General features: G+C 69.4%; 17 protein-coding genes. 5 read left to right on the forward strand and 12 right to left on the reverse strand.

Annotated features, from left to right (window positions below; genetic code table 11):
* Positions 1–2: 2 nt before the first annotated feature.
* The 8 genes from ABLE88_RS00425 to dusB all read right to left on the reverse strand — a co-directional run bounded on the left by ABLE88_RS00425 (position 3) and on the right by dusB (position 11,355).
* Positions 3–1,418, reverse strand: a complete 1,416-nt coding sequence (locus tag ABLE88_RS00425) for a hypothetical protein (RefSeq protein WP_348829367.1) — start codon at positions 1,416–1,418, stop codon at positions 3–5.
* Positions 1,419–1,425: 7 nt separating this feature from the next.
* Positions 1,426–2,802, reverse strand: a complete 1,377-nt coding sequence (gene trkA, locus ABLE88_RS00430; RefSeq protein ID WP_348829368.1) for a Trk system potassium transporter TrkA — start codon at positions 2,800–2,802, stop codon at positions 1,426–1,428.
* A 127-nt stretch (positions 2,803–2,929) separates the two neighbouring features.
* Entirely contained in the window at positions 2,930–4,297 is a 1,368-nt protein-coding gene (gene ntrX, locus ABLE88_RS00435; RefSeq protein WP_348829369.1) for a nitrogen assimilation response regulator NtrX, read from the reverse strand.
* Positions 4,298–4,300: 3 nt separating this feature from the next.
* Positions 4,301–6,535: a sensor histidine kinase NtrY-like gene (locus ABLE88_RS00440; protein WP_348829370.1), complete on the reverse strand. Its 2,235-nt coding sequence runs from the start codon at positions 6,533–6,535 to the stop codon at positions 4,301–4,303.
* A 243-nt stretch (positions 6,536–6,778) separates the two neighbouring features.
* Positions 6,779–7,594, reverse strand: a complete 816-nt coding sequence (locus tag ABLE88_RS00445) for a substrate-binding domain-containing protein (protein ID WP_348829371.1) — start codon at positions 7,592–7,594, stop codon at positions 6,779–6,781.
* A 119-nt stretch (positions 7,595–7,713) separates the two neighbouring features.
* On the reverse strand, positions 7,714–9,156 hold the full coding sequence (gene ntrC, locus ABLE88_RS00450) for a nitrogen regulation protein NR(I) (protein WP_348831047.1): 1,443 nt from the start codon (positions 9,154–9,156) through the stop codon (positions 7,714–7,716).
* Positions 9,157–9,163: 7 nt separating this feature from the next.
* A complete protein-coding gene (locus ABLE88_RS00455; RefSeq protein ID WP_348829372.1) occupies positions 9,164–10,291 on the reverse strand; it encodes a two-component system sensor histidine kinase NtrB in 1,128 nt (375 codons plus the stop codon).
* Positions 10,288–11,355 (reverse strand): tRNA dihydrouridine synthase DusB, encoded by a 1,068-nt coding sequence (gene dusB, locus ABLE88_RS00460; protein ID WP_348829374.1) that lies wholly within the window; start codon positions 11,353–11,355, stop codon positions 10,288–10,290. The genes ABLE88_RS00455 and dusB overlap by 4 nt, the downstream gene beginning before the upstream one ends.
* A 192-nt stretch (positions 11,356–11,547) precedes the next feature.
* Here dusB and ABLE88_RS00465 point away from each other — a divergent pair, with 192 nt between their 5' ends.
* Both ABLE88_RS00465 and ABLE88_RS00470 read left to right on the forward strand, forming a co-directional pair.
* Complete coding sequence (locus ABLE88_RS00465) at positions 11,548–12,738, forward strand: bifunctional 2-C-methyl-D-erythritol 4-phosphate cytidylyltransferase/2-C-methyl-D-erythritol 2,4-cyclodiphosphate synthase (protein WP_348829375.1); 1,191 nt, start codon at positions 11,548–11,550, stop codon at positions 12,736–12,738.
* Between the two features lie 4 nt (positions 12,739–12,742).
* On the forward strand, positions 12,743–13,240 hold the full coding sequence (locus ABLE88_RS00470) for a CinA family protein (RefSeq protein ID WP_348829376.1): 498 nt from the start codon (positions 12,743–12,745) through the stop codon (positions 13,238–13,240).
* Positions 13,241–13,252: 12 nt separating this feature from the next.
* Here ABLE88_RS00470 and ABLE88_RS00475 read toward each other — a convergent pair whose 3' ends face one another.
* The 4 genes from ABLE88_RS00475 to ABLE88_RS00490 form a co-directional block, all read right to left on the reverse strand.
* Complete coding sequence (locus ABLE88_RS00475) at positions 13,253–13,711, reverse strand: type II toxin-antitoxin system RatA family toxin (protein WP_348829377.1); 459 nt, start codon at positions 13,709–13,711, stop codon at positions 13,253–13,255.
* A 1-nt stretch (position 13,712) separates the two neighbouring features.
* The gene (gene lipA, locus ABLE88_RS00480; protein WP_348829378.1) at positions 13,713–14,666 is read right to left on the reverse strand and encodes a lipoyl synthase; all 954 of its coding nucleotides are present in this window, start codon (positions 14,664–14,666) and stop codon (positions 13,713–13,715) included.
* A gap of 132 nt (positions 14,667–14,798) precedes the next feature.
* Positions 14,799–15,056: a GlsB/YeaQ/YmgE family stress response membrane protein gene (locus ABLE88_RS00485; protein ID WP_348829379.1), complete on the reverse strand. Its 258-nt coding sequence runs from the start codon at positions 15,054–15,056 to the stop codon at positions 14,799–14,801.
* 11 nt (positions 15,057–15,067) lie between these two features.
* On the reverse strand, positions 15,068–15,346 hold the full coding sequence (locus ABLE88_RS00490; protein WP_348829380.1) for a GlsB/YeaQ/YmgE family stress response membrane protein: 279 nt from the start codon (positions 15,344–15,346) through the stop codon (positions 15,068–15,070).
* 453 nt (positions 15,347–15,799) lie between these two features.
* Here ABLE88_RS00490 and ABLE88_RS00495 point away from each other — a divergent pair, with 453 nt between their 5' ends.
* The 3 genes from ABLE88_RS00495 to hspQ all read left to right on the forward strand — a co-directional run bounded on the left by ABLE88_RS00495 (position 15,800) and on the right by hspQ (position 19,560).
* On the forward strand, positions 15,800–17,797 hold the full coding sequence (locus ABLE88_RS00495) for an acyltransferase family protein (protein WP_348829381.1): 1,998 nt from the start codon (positions 15,800–15,802) through the stop codon (positions 17,795–17,797).
* A gap of 241 nt (positions 17,798–18,038) precedes the next feature.
* The gene (locus tag ABLE88_RS00500; RefSeq protein WP_348829382.1) at positions 18,039–19,079 is read left to right on the forward strand and encodes an HpcH/HpaI aldolase/citrate lyase family protein; all 1,041 of its coding nucleotides are present in this window, start codon (positions 18,039–18,041) and stop codon (positions 19,077–19,079) included.
* Between the two features lie 157 nt (positions 19,080–19,236).
* Complete coding sequence (gene hspQ, locus ABLE88_RS00505) at positions 19,237–19,560, forward strand: heat shock protein HspQ (protein WP_348831048.1); 324 nt, start codon at positions 19,237–19,239, stop codon at positions 19,558–19,560.
* The last annotated feature ends 75 nt before the right edge of the window (positions 19,561–19,635 follow it).

The raw sequence follows: 19,635 nt of genomic DNA on the forward strand, positions 1-19,635 counted from the left end.
GCTCACGTGCGCCAGAACAGGAGATGGATCACCACGGCGAGGCCGATGATCTCGAGCCGCGCCGCGATCATCGTGAGACCGGCCGCGAGCACCGAGCCGGTGGGCAGGCTGGCGATCGCAGGCCAGCCCTTGCCGGCGGCGTCATAGACTGGCCCGGTGTTGCTGACCAGCGCCGCGGCGGCGGCGAACGCGGCCTCGAAGCTGGGCAGACCGGGGCTGACCGCGATCAGCGCCGCCGCGAACAGCATGAAGAACGCCGCCGCGCCCACCCACACCCCGCGCATGGCCGAGCCCATGCCGCCCTCCCCCAGGGACGCGGGCTGCACCAGATTGGGGTAGACGAGACGCATGAGGTCGCCGCGGGTGCGCAGCAGCATGGCGCGCAGCCGCAGCATCTTCAGCCCGCCCGCCACCGAAAACGCACCGCCGCCGAGCAGCGCCACGGCGATCACCAGGCCGAGCGGCAGGCTCTCATAGGTGCCCTCCCGCGCGCCGATGCCGCTGGTGGCGATCAGCGAGGCGGCGGAGAACAGGCCGTCGCGCACCGCCTCGAAGGCGTCCACCTGCGCCGCCCGGAACAGGATGGCGCCGAGCACGATCCCCAGCACCACCCAATAGGCCAGCACCACCAGGCTCTCCGGCTGGTCCGGCGCGGCATTGACGCGGCGCGTCGCCAAAGCGCGATGCCAGCGCACGCTGGTGGCGCTCCACAGGAGGAACGGCAGCAGCAGCCACTTGACCTCGGGGCCGAGCGCCAGCGCGAGGTGCGCCTCGGGCGGCAGGTGGGCGCCGGCGGACGCCACCGCGGTGGCGAGCGTGAAGGCGACGTAGAACGGCTCCCCGTCCATCAGCAGCACGAGAGCGATGGCGAGCGTGCCGGCGGCGTAGAGCGGCGCCGTCTCCGAGACGATCAGGCGCAGGTCCGCCGCGTCCACCGCCCCGCCGCCGCGCACCGTGCGGTCGGGCAGGCCGCCGAGCCCGGCCGGCGCCAGGATGGCGAGCGCCGAGACGATGGTGAGGAAGCCCCCGGCCCATTGCAGCAGAGCGAGCCAGACAAAGAGCGCCGCCGGCCCCTGCCGGAGCGCGGTCAGCCCGGTGGCGGTCAGGGCCGAGGTCGCCTCCAGCCAGGCGGCGAGCGGGGCCAGGCCGGAAGAGATGGCGATGGCGGGGGTCGCCGCGAGCGGCACCACGATCCAGAGCGCGACCAGGCCGCCGAGCCCCTGCGCCGGCCGCAGGCGCGCGCTCACGCCCTGGGTGGAGAAGCGCAGCGCGCCGGCGATGAAGATGCAGAACAGGCCGGTGGCGAGAAAGGCCGGCGCCTGCCCGCTGCCCAGGCGCGCGGCCACGGCCGCGGGCAGCAGCGCCATGAGGCCGGTGGCGAACAGGGCGCCGGCGAGCGTGCGGGCGGCGTCGAGCATGCCGGGCTCAGAAGAATTCGAGCGCGACGCGGAACAGCTGTTCCACGCGCTTGATGCGTTCGGCGAGGGCGAACAGCACCACCCGGTCATGGGCGCGCACCACGAAGTCGCCCGTGGGCAGCATCACCTGCCCGTTGCGCACGATGGCGCCGATCCGCAGACCGTCCAGCAGGCCGAGGTCGCGCAGCGGCTTGCCCACCAGCGGCGAGGTCTCCAGCGCCTCCGCCTCGATCATCTCGCCGGCCCCGTCGAGCAGCGCGTGGACGCCCCGGATGCGCCCGCGCCGCACGTGCTGGAGCACCTTGGAGACGGTGATCTGGCGCGGATTCACATGGGCGTCGATGCCGAGGCCGCGCGCGAACGAGGCGTAGCCCTGCTCGTTCAGCAGCGCCAGGATGCGCCGCGCCCCGATTTGCTTGGAGAGCAGGCAGGAGAGGATGTTGATGCGGTCGTCATTGGTCAGCGCGATCATGGTGTCGGCATCGCCGACCCCCGCCTCGTCGAGGATGGCGCGGTCGAGCGCGTCGCCGCTCAGCACCACCGAGCGCGCGAGCACCTCGGCGATGGTCTGGGCGCGCTCGCGCGAGGCCTCGATCACCTTGACGCGGGCGCCGAGATTGCGCTTCTCCAGCTCGCTCGCGACGTAGAGGCCGATATTGCCGCCGCCGGCGATGACGATGCGCTGGCCCGGAATCTCGTCGTGGCCGAAGATCGACAGGGTGCGCTGCACCTGGTCCGCCTGCGCCACGAAATAGGCGATGTCGCCGGTGAGAAGCTGCTCGGTGGAGCGCGGCACCAGGGTCTTGCCGCCCCGGCTCACCGCCACGATCGTGGCCTGGAGGTCGGGGAACAGATCGGTGAGCTGGTTCAGCGGCGTGTCCACCACCGGGCATTCCTCGCCGCAATGCACCCCCGCCACCACCACCGCGCCGTCGGCGAAGGTGACGGTGTCGATGGCGCCGGGCAGCGAGAGGCGGCGCAGCACCATCTCGCCGACCTCGATCTCGGGCGAGATCACCACGTCGATGGGCAGGTGGTCGCGCGAGAGCAGATCGCGCCATTCGGCCGAAAGGTAGGACTGGGCGCGGATGCGCGCCACCTTGGTGGGCACGTTGAACAGCGCGTGGGCCACCTGGCAGGCGATCATGTTGACCTCGTCGTGCAAGGTCACGGCGATGATCATGTCGGCATGGTCGATGCCGGCCTTGGCCAGCACGTCCGGGTGCGAGCCCATGCCCACCACGCCGCGCACGTCGAGCTGGTCGGCCACCATCTGGATGCGGCGCGGGTTCGTGTCGACGATGGACACGTCGTTCTGCTCGCCGGCGAGCTGCTCGGCGATGCCGAACCCCACCTGCCCCGCTCCGCAGATCACGACCTTCATCGCCCCACCCTTCCCCGCCGCTTCGACCGTCGGCGCGTTCCCCGCCCTGCTCGCCCGCCGCCGCAGGTTAAGCGTCCCGTCCGGGGAAGACGAGCCCCCGCGCGTCCCCCTTTTTGGCACAGGCCGATCAGCCCACGCCGAGCGCCTTCAGCTTGCGGTGGAGCGCCGAGCGCTCCATGCCGACGAACTCGGCGGTGCGCGAGATGTTGCCGCCGAAGCGGTTGATCTGGGCGGCGAGATACTCGCGCTCGAACACCTCGCGCGCCTCCCGCAGCGGCAGGCCCATGAGATGCTCGCCGCCATTGCCGTTGGGCAGGCTCGGCACCAGCGCGCCCACGTCCGGCGGCAGCATGGAGGCGGTGATGGTGGCCTCCGGGTCGCCGCCGGCGAGAATCAGCAGCCGCTCCACGTTGTTGCGCAGCTGGCGCACATTGCCGGGCCAGTCGTGCGACTGCAGCACCGCCATGGCGTCCTCGCCGATGGGCCGGCGCGCCAGGCCCGTGGTCAGCGAGATCGAATCGACGAAGAACTCCACGAGGTCGGGAATGTCCTCGCGGCGCTCGGCGAGCGGCGGCACCCGGATCGGCACCACCGAGAGGCGGTGGTAGAGGTCCTCGCGGAACCGGCCCTTGGCGATCTCCTCCTCCAGGTTGCGGGCGGTGGAGGAGATGATGCGCACGTCGACGCTCACCTTCTCGGCCGAGCCGACGCGGGAGAAGGTCTGCTCCACCAGCACCCGCAGCACCCGGTTCTGGGTCTCGCGCGGCATGTCGGCGATCTCGTCGAGGAACAGCGTGCCGCCGTGCGCCTCCTCCAGGGCGCCGCGCATGCGCTCGCGGTCCTCGCCCGCGTCGACGCCGAACAGCTCGTATTCGAGCCGGTCCGGCGTGATGGCGGCGGAATTGAGCACCACGAACGGCCCGTTGGCGCGGGTGGAGGCGGCATGGATCATGCGCGCGGTCAGCTCCTTGCCGGAGCCGGACGGGCCGACGATGAGGATGCGCGAATTGGTCGGGCCCACCCGCTCGATGGTGGCCTTCAGCTGCTGCACCGAGGAGGAGCGGCCCACCATGGCGCGCCCGTGCGGCGTGAGCTGCTTCAGCTCCTTGAGCTCGCGCTTGAGGCGCAGGGTCTCGAGCGCGCGTTCCGCCACCATCACCAGGCGGTCGGCGTTGAACGGCTTCTCGATGAAGTCATAGGCGCCGCGCTTGATGGCGGCGACCGCGGTTTCGATGTTGCCGTGGCCGGAGATCATCACCACCGGCACGTCGGGGTGCTGGGCCTTGATCTCGTTGAGCAGTTCGAGGCCGTCGAGGCGCGAGCCCTGGAGCCAGATGTCGAGGAAGATCAGGTTGGGCCGCCGGAGCGCGATGGCGGCGAGCGCCGAATCCGCGTCGCGGGCGGTGCGGGCGCCATAGCCCTCGTCCTCCAGAATGCCGGAGACCAGCTCGCCGATGTCGGCCTCGTCGTCGACGATGAGAATGTCCATGGGCATCGCTCAGGCCCTCCCCGCCGCGCTCGGCGCGGCGGTCGGCGCGCCCTCCGACCTTCCGTCCTGGCGGATGCGCAGGCGGATCCAGGCGCCGCGTTCCCCGGGGGCGTCGTTCAGCTCGATGCCGCCGCCATGCTCCTCCATGATCTTGCCGACGATGGCGAGCCCGAGGCCGGTGCCCTTCTCCCGGGTGGTCACGTAGGGCTCCAGCAGGCGGCTGCGCTTGTCCTGGGGCAGGCCGGTTCCGTTGTCGATCACGTCCATGATGAGGTCGTCGCCCACCTGTTGCGCCTTGATGCGGATCAAGCCCTGCCCGCGCACGTCGCCCGGCACGGCCTCGATGGCCTCGGCGGCGTTCTTGAGGATGTTGGTCAGGGCCTGGGAGATGAGCCTGCGGTCGTACCGGGCCGGCAGGCTCGCCGGCAGATCGGTCTCGAAGATCAGATCGGGATGCCCCACCCGCGCCAGGAACACCGACTGGCGGATGGTCTCGGTGAGGTCCTGCGCGTCCACCACGGGCTTGGGCATGCGGGCGAAGGAGGAGAATTCGTCCACCATGCGGCCGATGTCGCCGACCTGGCGGATGATGGTGTCGGTGCACTGGTCGAACACGTCGCGGTCCTGGGTGATGTGGCGTCCGTATTTGCGCTTCAGACGCTCGGCCGAGAGCTGGATCGGGGTCAGCGGGTTCTTGATCTCGTGGGCGATGCGGCGCGCCACGTCGGCCCAGGCGGAGGTGCGCTGGGCGGCGATGAGGGCGGTGATGTCGTCGAGCGTCACCACCCAGCCGTGGTCGTCCTCCGCCGACTGCTCGGTGGTCACGCGCATGGCGAAGACGCGCTCGCGCCCCTCGCGGTGCACCGTGATGTTGCCCTGGACGAAGCGCTCGCGCGCGCTCTCGGCCTCGGCGAGCAGGCCGGCGGTCTCCGGCACCACCTCGGCGAGCTTGCGCCCGAGCGCGTCCGCCTCGGCAAGACCCAGCACGCGCTCGGCGGAGCGGTTGAGGATGGTCACGCGCTCGTCGGCGTCGAGGCCGATCACACCGGCGCCGACGCCCGACAGCACCGCCTCGGTGAAGCGCCGGCGGCTGTCGATCTGGTCGCGCGCGGTCACCAATGCGTTGCGCTGGGTGCGCAGCTCGCCGGTCATCTTGTTGAAGGTCTCGCCGAGCGAGGCGAGGTCGCCCTCGGCGCGGTTCACCGGCACCTGGACGTCGAGATTGCCGCTCGCGACACGCCCTGCGGCCCACATCAGGCGGCGGATCGGCGCCACCAGCCATTTCGAGAAATTGATGCCGAGCCACACCGCCGACAGCAGCACGATCAGCGTGATGACCGCATACATGGCGGCGAAGGCGAGCTGCACCGTGGTGCGCCGCTCCTCCAGCGCGCGGTAGTCCGCCAGCGTCTCGCGGGTCACCCTCAGATAGCCGATGACGCGCGGGTCGATGGGCCGCGCCACGTAGAGGAACAGGTCGTCGAAATTCTGCAGCGGGATCACCGCGCCCACGAAATCCGCGTCGGACGGCAAATAGATGATCGGCTGGTCCACCGTGGCGTCGCCGATGGCGATGTTGGAGGGCACCAGATATTCGCGCTCGGTGCGCAGGTTGGCGCGCTCCACCACCGACAGGTCGCGCTTGACGATCTGCGCGCCCGGCACGTTGCGCAGCGCCGCCTGGGCGGTGAGGATCTGCCGGAACTTCTCCGGGTCGGTGCCGTAGAGCTCCTTGAGCCGGGAGATGTCGTTGGCCATGGCCATCACGTCGCCGCGGATCGAGAGCGCGTGCTCGCGGATGTAGGTCTGCGCCACCGAGCTGGCGGTGGCGACGATCTCCTGGGTGCGGGAGGAGAAGAAGCGGTCGAGGCTGCGGTCGAGCGTCAGGCTCGCCACCACGGCGACGACGATGGTGGGCACCACGGCGATCACCGCGAACAGCGCGACGATGCGCACGTGAAGCCGCGAGGCCGCCCGCCCGCGCGCCCGCGCCCGGACGATGCCCCTGACCTCGAGGCCGATCACCACCAGGAGCGCCAGGACCGCGACGCCGCTCACCGCCAGCATGCCCACCACCACCTCCGGCGTGGGCACGATGGTGGTCAGTCCCATGAGCACCAGGAAGGTGGCGATCGCCGAGGTGAGCGCGATGCCGACGATGACCGGCGCGATGAAGCGCGTGAGGCCGCGGCGCTTCGGCAGCATGGGCGCGGCCACGTGGTCCTCAACCGAAACATCGGACATTGGGATGGTGCACCCGGAACGCGGCGCCGCGACCGGAATGATTCGCGGGCCGGGGTGATGCTGTGGAACGACACTGGTGCAAAAATGTGACAGACGCACCCCCCTCCACCGCATTTGCGGCTGGTGGAGGCCAAGCAGGTAGCGGGGTGAACGACGGCGCGGCGATTTCCCCACCCGCCCCTGCGCGGCGGGTGCCGCGGAAGGGCGCGCGGCCGGGCAGGACCGCGGGGCGCTTTGGGCGAATCAGCGTGCGGTCGGCAGCGTCACCGGAATGAAACCGAAGTCCGCCAGCGTCTTCTGGCCGGCGGGGGAGAGGATGTACATGGCGAAATCCGCCGCCGGCAGCGTGGCGGTGTTGGCGAGGGTGAGGCCGTATTCCGGCCCCACCGCGAGGTCCCGCGGCAGCGCCACCACCTTGTATCTGCCCGGCTCGGCCTTGCTCATCTCCTGCGTGCCCGAGCAATAATAGATGGCCACATCGGCGCCCTTGTCGCCGAGCACGACAGCGAGGCGGTGCCGGCCGTTGAGCGGCCCGGTGGTGGTGGCGCCGCCGAACACCTGCTGCGCCTTTCCGCTCAGGGCGGCGAAGGCGCCTGGATGCTGCTGGTCGATGAGGGCGAACAGCTCCCACGTATAGTCCCCGCCGGGATCGGCCTTGGGCGTGGAGGTGGCGAGCCGGGTCTCCGGCTTCAGCAGCATCCCGACCAGCGTGTCGGACGCGAGCGCCGGGCCGTCGGCGAGCGCGATGGCGCACAAGGCGTTGCGGGCGAACAGGACGCTGTCGCTGGCGATGCCCTTCTCGGTCAGGGCCTGCGCGTGCGGCAAGGCGGCGGAGGCGAAGATGTCGAAGCCGCCGCCATGCTCCAGCTCGGTGCGCAGCACGCCGGACGGTCCCCATCTGGTGGCGATGTGGTCCTTGGGATGGGTGCGGCCATAATCTGCGATCATGGCGTTGAAGGCGCCGGTCAGGCTGCCGGCGGCGACGAGGCGGATCTCCTCGGCGCGGGCGGAGGCGGCGGAAAGGCAAATCAAGAGAACGGCGCAAAGGCGGGTGCGCATGGCAAGGCTCCGGCATGAACAGGTCAATGACCTATATTCATTCGGATATAGCGCGGCCGTCAATGAAGCCCCGCGGGGGTTTCTCCCGCGGGGCATTCGTCACCTCAGGGCAGCGCGGATCACCGCGACGTGCGGATCACCTGGATGTCCAGGTCGCGGATCTTCTTGCGCAGGGTGTTTCGGTTGAGCCCGAGCAGCTCGGCGGCCTTGATCTGGTTGCCCCGGGTCGCCGCCAAGGCGGCGGACAGCAGCGGATACTCCACGTCCTTCAAGATGCGGTGATAGAGGCCCGGCGGCGGCAGGTCCTCGCCGAACCCGGCGAAGTAGGCGTTGAGGTGGCGTTCCACGGAGGCCGCCAAAGTGGCGTCGCCCGGGGCGTCTTCCGAGAGCGCGTTCGGCAGCGGCTCGGAGAGCTCGGCGTCGATGATCGCCGGGGTGATGATCTCCTGCGGATAGAGCGCGGCGAGGCGGCGGACGAGGTTCTCGAGCTCGCGCACATTGCCCGGCCAGCGGTAGCGCTTCAGCCGGTCGAGCGCGGCGGTGTCGATCTGCTTGGCCGGCAGGCCCTCCCGCTCGGCCTGCAGGAAGAAGTGGCGCACCAGGTCCGGCACGTCCTCGGAGCGCTCGCGCAAAGGCGGCAGGCGCAGCGGCACCACGTTGAGGCGGAAGAACAGGTCCTCGCGGAACAGGCCCTGCTGGATCAGGGTGCGCAGGTCCTTGTTGGTGGCGGCGATGATGCGCACGTCGGTCTTGATGGGGGTGCGCCCGCCGACCGTGGTGTACTCGCCCTGCTGCAGCACGCGCAGCAGGCGGGTCTGCGCCTCCATGGGCATGTCGCCGATCTCGTCCAGGAACAGCGTGCCGCCCTCGGCCTGCTCGAAGCGCCCCGCATTGCGGGTGGTGGCGCCGGTGAAGGAGCCCTTCTCGTGGCCGAACAGCTCGCTCTCGATCAGGTCGCGCGGGATCGCCGCCATGTTGATGGCGACGAACGGACCGGTGCGGCGCTTGCCGTAGTCGTGCAGCGCGCGCGCCACCAGCTCCTTGCCGGTGCCGCTCTCGCCGGCGATCATCACCGTGAGGTCGGTCTGCATCAGGCGGGCGAGCAGGCGGTAGATCTCCTGCATGGCGGGCGAGCGGCCCACCAGCGGGATGTTGTCCTGCTCCTCGGTGCGCAGCCCGCCGAGGTCGCCCTTCTTGGGCTCGGCGAGCGCGCGCCCGACGATCGAGATCAGCTCCTTCAGGTCGAAGGGTTTCGGCAGATATTCATAGGCGCCGCGCTCGGAGGCGCGGATCGCCGTCATGAAGGTGTTCTGCGCGCTCATGACGATGACCGGCAGCTCGGGCCGCGCCTTCTTGATGCGCGGCAGGAGGTCGAAGGCGTTCTCGTCGGGCATCACCACGTCGGTGATGACGAGGTCGCCGTCGCCCTGGCTCACCCAGCGCCAGAGGGTGGCCGCATTGCCGCACGAGCGCACTTCGTAGCCGGCCCGCGAGAGGGCTTGGTTGAGCACCGTGCGGATCGCGGCGTCGTCGTCGGCGACCAGGATGCTTCCGGAGGGCATGGACACCTCAGTTGTCCTCGTTTGCGGGGCTCTTGCCGCGATACATCGGCAGGAGCACGCGGAAAGTGGTGCGGCGGGGCTGGCTGTCGCATTCGACGATGCCGCCATGGTCACCGATGATCTTCGCCACCAAAGCAAGACCGAGGCCACTTCCGGTCGGCTTGGTGGTCACGAACGGGTCGAACAGATGGGGCATGAGGTCTTCCGGCACCCCCTTGCCGTTGTCCCGGACGCAGAATTCAAGCGGCAGGCTGACCCGCGAGTTGGAGCCGGGGACCGTGAGCCGCACGCCGGGCCGGAATGCGGTGGTGAGATGGATCTCGCCGTCCTGGTCGGGATCGATCGCTTCCGCCGCATTCTTCACCAGATTGAGGAACACCTGGATCAGCTGGTCGCGATTGGCGAACACCGGCGGCAGCGAGGGATCGTATTCCTCGTGGAAGCGGATGTGCCGCGCGAAGCCCGACGCCGCCAGGGTCCGCACATGCTCCAGCACGGCGTGGATGTTGACCGGCTCGCGCTCCACCGGGCGCTCGTCGGAGAACACCTCCATGCGGTCGACGAGCTTCACGATCCGGTCCGCCTCCTCGCAGATGAGGCGGGTCAGCGCGCGGTCCTCGTCGCCGGCGGACTGCTCCAGCAGCTGGGCCGCGCCGCGGATGCCGGAGAGCGGGTTCTTGATCTCGTGCGCCAGCATGGAGGCGAGCGCGCTCACCGAGCGGGCGGCGCCGCGATGGGTGAGCTGGCGGTCCATCTTGTCGGCGATGGTGCGCTCCTGGAGCATCACCACCACGTGGTTGGGACGCTCCGGCACCGGGGCGACATGGATGTCGACGACGCGCTCGCCGCCGTTCCTGGGCGTGCCGAGGTCGACGCGATATTCGTTCACCGGCGCGCCGCGCGCGCGCACCTGCTCGATGAGGCCGAGCAGCGGCGTGCCGAACGGCACGAACTCGGCGAACGGCCGGCGCCGCAGCAGCGGCGCGCTGACCTCGAAGAAGGCCTCCGCCGCCACGTTCGCGTCCACCACATGGCCGCCGTCGGACACCGTGAGGACGGGATGGGGAACGGCGTCGAGGATCGCCCGGGTCAGCCCCAGGTCCGCCTCGTGCCGGCGCTTGGCCTCGGCCTTCATGCCGCAGCCCTCCGATCGAGTTCGTCATAGGCCGCGCGGATCCCCGCCGCGACCTTCGCGGGATCGTCTTGGGTGAGCAGCGGGCGGCGCCACCGGGCGACGAAGCCGGCGCCCCCGCCGGCGCCTTTGCTGGCTTCGGACCCCTGCCCTTCGGCGTCCTGCCCCGCGGCCTCCAGCGCCCAGCCGATGTGCTTGCGCGCCTGGCGCACGCCGAGCTCGGTGCCGTAATGGCCGAGCCAACCCTCATAGAGCTCCAGCAGCACGTCGCGCTGCTCGGCGATCGACGGGTCGGGCGGCACCGGGCGGCCGGCCAAGGCCCGCGCCGCCTGGCCGGGAAACCAGGGCCGGCCCTGTGCGCCGCGTCCGATCATCACCGCGTCGGCGCGTGAGGCGGCGCGGATGGCGGGCGCGTGCGCGGGGCGGGTCACGTCGCCATTGGCGACGACGGGAATGGCGAGCGCCGCCTTCACCGCGCCGATCGCCGCCCAGTCGGCGCGTCCGCCATAGAATTGGCAGCGCGTGCGGCCGTGCACCGTCACCATGCCCACGCCCTCCGCCTCGGCCATGCGCGCCAGCGTGACGGCGGTGGGCGCGTCCTCGTCCCAGCCGAGGCGGGTCTTGAGGGTGACCGGAATGCGCACCGCCTTGCGCACCGCGGCGATGATGCGGCGGGCGAGCGGCAGGTCGCGCAGCAGCGCGGCCCCGGCGGCGCCGGTGATCACGCGCTTGGAGGGGCAGCCCATGTTGATGTCGACGATGGCCGCCCCGGCGGCCTCGGCGAGCCGCGCGGCCTCGCCCATCCAATAGGGGTCGTTGCCGGCCAGCTGCACCGCATGCAGGCCCACGCCGCGTCCCTCCGCCTTCAGCACCATTTCCGGCCTGCCTTCCATCAGCGCGGCGCTCGCCACCATTTCGGATACGGCCAGCCCCGCGCCGTAGCGCACCGCCATGCGGCGGAACGGGGCATCCGTGATGCCGGCCATGGGGGCGAGGATCACATTGCTCGGCAGCTCGTGCGGGCCGATGCGCAGCGCGGGGGTTGAAAAGTCATGTCTATCTTGCACAGAAATTAGGCCACCATGGTTCTGCCTACACATTAGACAATTGCCGCGCACGTGCAAGGGGCGTCTGCGAATATCGTGCGCACTGCCCGCAAGGCGTGCTGCCGGACCGCCGCGGAGCCACCGCTCTCAGCCCGCCCTCTTGCGCGCGCGCCGCCAGCGCTTGAAGGTGGGGCGGTCACAGGATGAAGCTGCATGCATTGCGTCGCACTCGTGGTCGCTGCCGGTCGGGGAAGCCGGGCCGGTGGGCCATTGCCCAAGCAGTATCAACGCATCGGCGGCGAAAGCGTGCTGCGGCGCACCCTGCGATCGTTTGCGGCGCACCCTGGCGTCGCGGCCGTGCTCACGGTCATCCATAGCGACGATTCGGACCTCTTTGCGGACGCCGCCAAGGGCTTGCCCAAAATACTTGCACCGGTTACCGGCGGCGCCACGCGCCAGGCTTCCGTGTGCGCAGGCCTTGCCGCCCTTGACGGAGCGGAACACGAGATCGTGCTCGTCCATGACGCAGCCCGGCCCTTCGCCAGTGCCGCGCTCATCGCCCGCGCAGTGGCGGCGGCGCGCGCCGGCGGCGCCGCCATCCCGGTGACGGCGGTGACCGACACCATCAAGCAGGTGGATGCGGTGGGGCGGGTGGCGGCCACCCTGCCCCGCGCGGCGCTGCGCGCCGTGCAGACGCCGCAGGCGTTCCGGCTGGCGGATCTATTGGCCGCCCACCGCGCCGCCGCCGCGGCGGGGGTCGGCGACCTCACCGACGACGCCGCCGTCATGGAATGGGCCGGACGGCCGGTCTCCACCTTCGAAGGGGAAGCCACCAACGTGAAACTCACCTCCGCCGCCGACATCGCCGAAGCCGACGCCGCGCTCTCGCGTCCTGCCGCCGGGCTGGGCGCGCTCGCCGACGTGCGCACCGGCACCGGCTTCGACGTCCATGCCTTCGGGCCGGGCGACCACGTGATGCTGGGCGGCGTCGCCATCCCCCATCCGTTCGGCCTTGCCGGGCATTCGGATGCCGATGTCGGCCTGCACGCGCTCACCGACGCGGTGCTCGGCGCCATCTGCGACGGCGACATCGGCGCCCATTTTCCGCCCTCCGACCCGGCCTGGAAGGGCGCCGCCTCCGACCAGTTCCTCGCCCATGCGGTGCAAAAGGTCACCGCGCTCGGCGGCCGGATCGCCCATCTCGACCTCACCTTGATCTGCGAGGCGCCGAAGGTGGGGCCGCACCGGGGCGCGATCCGCGCCGCCATCGCCCGCATCACCGGCGTCGAGGAGGCCCGCATCAGCGTGAAGGCCACCACCACCGAGCAGCTCGGCTTCACCGGCCGGCGCGAGGGCGTCGCCGCCATGGCGAGCGCCACCGTGCGGCTGCCGCTCGCGGAGTAATGCCATGTTCGACGCCGAGACCACCGCCCGCGCCGAAGAGATCGTTCTCGCCTTCCGCACCCGGGGGCTGATGCTCGCCACCGCCGAATCCTGCACCGGCGGCCTGGTGGCCGGCGCGCTTACCGCCATCGCCGGGGCGTCCGACGTGGTGGAGCGCGGCTTCGTCACCTATTCCAACCGGGCCAAGACGGAGCTTCTCGGGGTGCCGGAGGTGGTGCTCGCGAATCACGGCGCCGTCAGCGCGGAAACAGCGCGCGCCATGGCGGAAGGTGCCGCGTCCCGCGCGCCGGTGGAGGTCGCCGTTTCGGTCACCGGCGTCGCCGGCCCGGGCGGCGGCTCGGCGGAAAAGCCCGTGGGGCTGGTGCATTTCGCCTGTGCGTTCAGAGGCCGCGCCACCGTCCACCGGCGCCTGTCTTTCGGCGACCTCGGCCGCGACGAGATCCGCCGCCGCGCGGTCCTGGCGGCGCTCGATCTGCTGGCGGAAGCGGCCGCCCGGGCCTGACCCGCGGGCCGGCTAAGCCCTTTCGCTATAGACGGAATCCGCCCGCTTCTCGAAGGCGTCGGCGAACCGGCGGAAGGCGGCGTCGAACATCGCCCCCATGACCAGGCCGAGCGCGCGCGAGCGGAATTCGTAGGAGATGAAGAACTTCACCTCGCAGGCGCGCGCTCCGGCGGCGTGGAATTCCCACCGGTTGTCCAGGCGGCTGAACGGGCCATCGAGATATTCCACATGAATTGTGAGCCGCGGCCGGTCGAGCGTGACCCGCGACGTAAAGGTCTCGCGGATCAACTTGTAGGCCACCGTCATGTCGGCGACCAATACTTCCACGCCCTCGTCCGATTTGTTGCGCCGCTTGATGCGCAGCGCCTGGCACAGCGGCACGAATTCGGGATAGCGCTCGACGTCCGCCACCAGGTCGAACATGTCGGCGGCGGAGTGGGCGACGGTCCGGCTCGAGGAAAAGGACGGCACGTCAGCTGCGCCCGAGCTTCGCCGCGCGCGCCTTGCGCAGCTTCTCGAAATCCTCCCCCGCATGGTGCGAGGAGCGGGTCAGCGGGCTCGACGACACCATCAGGAAACCCTTGGCATAGGCGATGGTCTCGAACGCCTTGAACTCGTCCGGCGTGACGAATCGCTCCACCTTGTGGTGGCGCCGGGTGGGCTGGAGATATTGGCCGATGGTGATGAAATCCACCTCCGCCGACCGCAGGTCGTCCATGAGCTGGAGCACTTCGGGCCGCTCCTCGCCGAGGCCGACCATGATCCCGGACTTGGTGAAGATGGTGGCGTCCAGCTCCTTCACCTTCTGCAGCAGGCGCAGCGAGTGGAAATAGCGCGCCCCCGGCCGCACCGCGAGATAGTTGGACGGCACGGTCTCCAGATTGTGGTTGAACACGTCCGGCCGCGCCTCGACCACCACCTCCAGCGCCCCCTCCTTACGCAGGAAATCGGGGGTGAGAATCTCGATCGTCGTGCCGGGGCTGGCGCTGCGGATGGCGGCGATGGTGCAGGCGAAGTGCGCGGCCCCGCCGTCCGAGAGGTCGTCGCGGTCCACCGAGGTCACCACCACGTGGGAGAGGCCGAGGCGCGCCACCGCGTCCGCCACCTTCTGCGGCTCGTTCTCATCGAGCGCCTCGGGCATGCCGGTGCGCACATTGCAGAACGCGCAGGCCCGGGTGCAGGTGTCGCCCATGATCATGAAGGTGGCGTGCTTCTTTTCCCAGCACTCGCCGATATTGGGGCAGCTCGCCTCCTCGCACACCGTGTGCAGCCCGCCGGCGCGCACGATGCCGGCGGTCTTGGTCCAGGCGGCGGAGCCCGGCGCCTTGACGCGGATCCAGTCCGGTTTGCGCAGGACCTCGGTGAGCGGGCGGTTCGCCTTCTCGGGATGGCGGGGGCGGTTCAAGGTGTCGATCACGGTGACCATGGAACGCTTTCCGGCTACGCGGCTGGGAGCCGCGCGCTTCGGGACCAGCCCGGAGCATAGATTAATCCCGCGCGGGCAGAAACCGCCCGCACGCTGGCCTGTCTTGCGTCAGGCGCGGCCCGCTGGCCGAGCTCAGGCGGGCTTGCGGCCCCTGACGGCGCGCCAGATGGCGAGCAGCAGCACCGCTCCGCAGGCGGCGACCACCACGCTGTCCACGAACGCGTCCTTCTGAATGTAGGTGAGGCCGAGCAGGCCCACCACCCACCAGCCCAGAATGCCGCCGAGCACGCCCACGAACAGGTTGGTCCACAGCCCGCCGGTGGAATTCATCACCTTCTCGGCGATGTAGCCGGCCAGGATGCCAACGACGATCGAAATGAAGAATCCCATGTCCCCCTCCCTCAGCGACCGCGCAGGGCGCGCCAGGCCCACAGCAGGATGATGGCGCCGATGATGGCCGCGACCAGGGTGCGGAAGAAGCCGAACACCTGGATGTTCAGCAGCGCGCCCAGCTCGCCGCCCACGAAGGCGCCGGCGACGCCGACGATGAGGTTGGTGAGCAGGCCGTGATTGCTGTCCGTGATGCGCTCGGCCACCCATCCGGCGATGACGCCGATGAGCAGCATCGAGAAGAAGCCGACGCCCGGCTGGCCGAGAAATGCGTAAGCCTGGTCGTTCATCTGCCAACTCCTGTCCGCGCCGCCTGGGAAACGGCGCCCCGCAATCCGCCGGCCCAATTCGGGAGCGCTCCCGCGCCGCCGGCGGCGACACTCTGGCACAGCCTCAAGACGCAAGCGAGGCAGTATGGGGGCGGACCAGGCGACAGTGTCACCCGCGACCGCCGCCCCCGGCACGGCTTGCAAGCGGCGCTTTGAATCGGCCTCTCGGCGAGACCGAGGCGCACGCCCACAGTCGGCGCGGGAGCGATCCCTGCCTGATTTCTTTTTGGGCAACAGGAGGCACCAAATGGGGCGGGGCGTCGACTTGTCCGGCCGGCCAATATCCCGCACAATGCCAATCTAAGCTTATTTAGGCGGCATCCGGCACAGCTTGAGAGTGCTGCGTCGGGTTTGCAACACTAGTCCTACGACAAGCGGCCTGTTGCCAAATTGATACACGGGGGACCAACGTTTATGCGATACCGTCCGGACATCGATGGACTGCGCACGATCGCGGTTCTGCCGGTTGTATTTTTTCATGGCGGAATGATCAGTGGCGGCTTTGTTGGCGTCGATGTCTTTTTTGTTATTTCAGGGTACCTTATTACAATGATACTGTATGAAGACGCAAGGAGTGGACGTCTTTCGATCATAAGATTTTACGACCGACGTATTCGCCGTATCCTGCCGGCACTTTTTGTGGTCTTTGGTGTAACGACACTCTTTGCGCTCTGGCTGCTGACGGCCAATGACCTGGTCATGTACAGCCGAAGCCTGATCGCGGCAGTAGCGTTTGTTTCGAACATATATTTCTGGAAAGCTAATGATTATTTCGCTGACGGCGGAGACCCGGCGCCGCTTCTGCACACCTGGTCGCTTGGAGTCGAAGAGCAGTTCTATATATTCTTCCCCATCCTCATCTATTTGTTCGCTCGTTTTTTCCGCCTGACCTTGCTGCCCTTCGCCGTCATCGCGGTCGGCGTGATCTCCTTCGGCCTGTCCTGGTACGGCAGCATTCGGGTGCCGAACTTCGCATTTTACATGCTCCCGGCCCGCGCCTGGGAACTGCTCGCCGGCTCGATAATTGCCATTCCGTTTCTGCCCACCCTCAGGCCCTGGATGGGGCGCACGCTCGCCGCCCTCGGAATTGCCGGCATTTTGGTCGCCTGCTTCTTCTACACGTCGAAGATCGCCTTTCCGGGCCTCGCCGCGGCGCTGCCGGTATTTGGCGCGGCCTTCGTCGTGTATGGCGGCCTTTATTCCGGGGGTGGTCTGGCGAGCTGGCTTCTTTCGCGCCCGCCAATGGTCTACATAGGCAAGACCTCATATTCCCTTTATCTTTGGCATTGGCCTATTCTGGTCTTCGGCGCCCAGTATTTCGGCGGGGAGCTCAGCACCGCCCAGGCTCTGGTGCTGATCGCGCTGTCCTTTGCCGCAGCCGTCCTCTCCTATCATTTCGTCGAGACCCCTTTCCGGACCGGGGCGGTGCTGGCGCTGCCCTGGAAACGCTTCTCCGCGGCCGGCGCGGCCATGGCGGCGTTTGCCGTCTGCGCCCAGACCCTGATCCTGACCAAAGGCCTGCCGATCCGGATGCCGGAGGCAGCCTCCACGGCGTCGGCGGCCCGCTTCGATCGATCCCCGGCCGAAAACGAGTGTCTTGTCATCCCGAAACAGAGCGAACTCCCCGCTCCCGCGCGGGCCGAGCGATGCACCTTCGGCGCCGCTCCCGGCGGTACATATCAGGTGGCCCTGTGGGGCGACTCCCATGGCTCGGCGATGGTGCCCGGCGTGGTGGCCGCCTTCACCGCCCGTGGCCAGTCCGTGCGCCAGATCACGCTGGCCGGGTGCCCCCCGCTGCTCGGAGCCTCGGTGGGCGTGCGCGACGGCGGCTATCGCTGCAGGACGTTCAATGACCTGGTCGTGAAAGAGCTCGCCCTCATGCCGAAGGGGGGGACGGTCTTCATCGTCGGTCGCTGGCGCAACTGGCTCGGGAGCGGCCGTGTCAATTTCCTGAAGGACGACCTGAGCGGCGCGCCCTCCCAGGAAGACAGCGCGCGCGCGTTCGACGCGTCGCTGGACCGGAGCATCGCCGCCGTGCGCGCGCTGGGGCTGAAGCCGGTGATTGTCGGACCCGTGCCGGAATTCCTCAAGGCGGTTCCAGGCTGCGCCAGCCGCGCCCTGTTCCACGGCTTCGACGCCTCGTCGTGCTACCGGATCGATGCCGCCCAGCGGGAGAAGCTGCTGGGTCCGGCCGAGGCTGCCCTGGCGCGGGCGCAGAAGCGTTGGCCAGACGTAACCTTCCTCATGCCCGCGAGCGCGTTCTGCGATGTCAATGGCTGCGACGCCCGCATCGACGGGCGCATCGCCTATCGCGACAGCCATCACCTGAACCAGACCGCTGCCAAGATACTGCTGCCCCGCCTGCTCAAGGCGGCCGGGTACGCGACCAGTGGTTCGGCGGCGCTGCATTGACCGCGCCGAGGTCCGCGCGACCGTGAGCGCGGGCCGGGAGGCTGCGCATCCGCATCGGCCATCGTGCCCGGCCGGAACGAAGCACCCCTCGAATGCGAGCGAAGGTTGAGAGTGGCGCCGGCCGGCCGGTGCCGCCTGGTACGGTATCACGCTGCCAAAGTTGCGCGCGGGGCCGCGCTATGCTGCATTGCACATCAAGGCCCGCCGCCGCAATCGCGGGCGCGCCGCCCGGGGGAGATCCATGAAGCTGCCGCGCAATTTCTTCAAGCCGCTCGCCATCGGCGCGCCCGCCCCCTATCGCGAGCTTCCGGTACGGCTCGAGCGCATGATCCATTTCGTGCCGCCGCATCTGGAGAAGCTGCGCGCCAAGGTGCCCGACCTCGCCCGCCAGGTGGACGTGGTGCTGGGCAACCTCGAAGACGCCATCCCCATGGACGCCAAAGAGGCCGCCCGCGCCGGCTTCATCGAGATGGCGCAGGCGGTGGATTTCGGCGCAACCGGACTGTGGACCCGCATCAACTGCCTCAACAGCCCCTGGGTGCTGGACGACATCGTCCAGATCGTCGGCAGCGTCGGCGCCAAGCTCGACGTGATCATGCTGCCCAAGGTGGATGGCCCCTGGGACATCCACTATCTCGACCAGCTCCTGGCGCAGCTGGAGGCCAAGCACGCCATCGGCAAGCCGATCCTCATCCACGCCATCCTCGAGACCGCCGAGGGCGTGAAGAATGTGGAGGCGATCGCCGCCGCCTCGCCGCGCATGCACGGCATGAGCCTCGGCCCCGCGGACCTCGCCGCCTCGCGCGCCATGAAGACCACCCGTGTCGGCGGCGGCCATCCCGACTACCGGGTGCTGGCCGACCCGGAGGGCGACAAGCCGCGCATCGGCTACCAGCAGGACCTCTGGCACTATACCGTCGGCAAGATGGTGGACGCCTGCGCGGCCAACGCCATCAAGCCGTTTTACGGGCCGTTCGGCGATTTCGCCGACCTCGCCGCGTGCGAGAGCCAGTTCCGCAACGCCTTCCTGCAGGGCTGCGTCGGCGCCTGGACCCTGCACCCCACCCAGATCGACATCGCCAAGCGCGTGTTCTCGCCTGATCCCGGCGAGGTGGCGTTCGCGCTCAAGATTCTGGAAGCCATGCCGGACGGCGCCGGCGCGGTGATGATCGACGGCAAGATGCAGGACGACGCCACCTGGAAACAGGCCAAGGTGATCGTCGATCTGGCGCGCATTGTCGCGGCGAAGGATCCCGAAATGGGCAAGACCTACGGATTGTGACACACTCGCGACGAACGACGAGGAGTTGAGGGCCATGGGCGCTTCTGTGAAGTCCGGCATGCGGGATAAGGCGGGCGCCGCCGATCAGGCCGCCGCGCTCACCGCCGCTGCCGCGGCGTCACCGCAGGACCAGGCCCGTTCGCCCTCCCTCGGCGCGTTGCGCATCGCCAAGTTCCGCATCGGCGAGGTGGTGCGCCACAAGCACTTCCCGTTCCGCGGCGTGGTGTTCGACGTCGATCCGATCTTCGACAACACCGAGGAATGGTGGCTCGCCATTCCCGAGGAGATCCGGCCCCACAAGGACCAGCCCTTCTACCACCTGTTCGCCGAGAACGCGGACAGCGAGTATGTGGCCTACGTGTCGGAGCAGAATCTGGAGCGCGACCTTTCGGACGAGCCGGTGCGCCATCCCAAGGTCACCGAGGCGCTCTCGGAGGATGGCGCGGGCGGCTGGCGGGTCCGTTCCGATTTGCTCAACTGACCCCCGGCGCGGGGCACCGCGCCGGCGCGCCGGCGCAGGCTCCGACGGCGCTGAGAAACGCCCCGATCGAGAACA

Origin of the sequence: Xanthobacter luteus, from assembly GCF_040049235.1 — a bacterium.
In the GTDB taxonomy this organism is placed as follows: Bacteria; Pseudomonadota; Alphaproteobacteria; order Rhizobiales; family Xanthobacteraceae; genus Xanthobacter.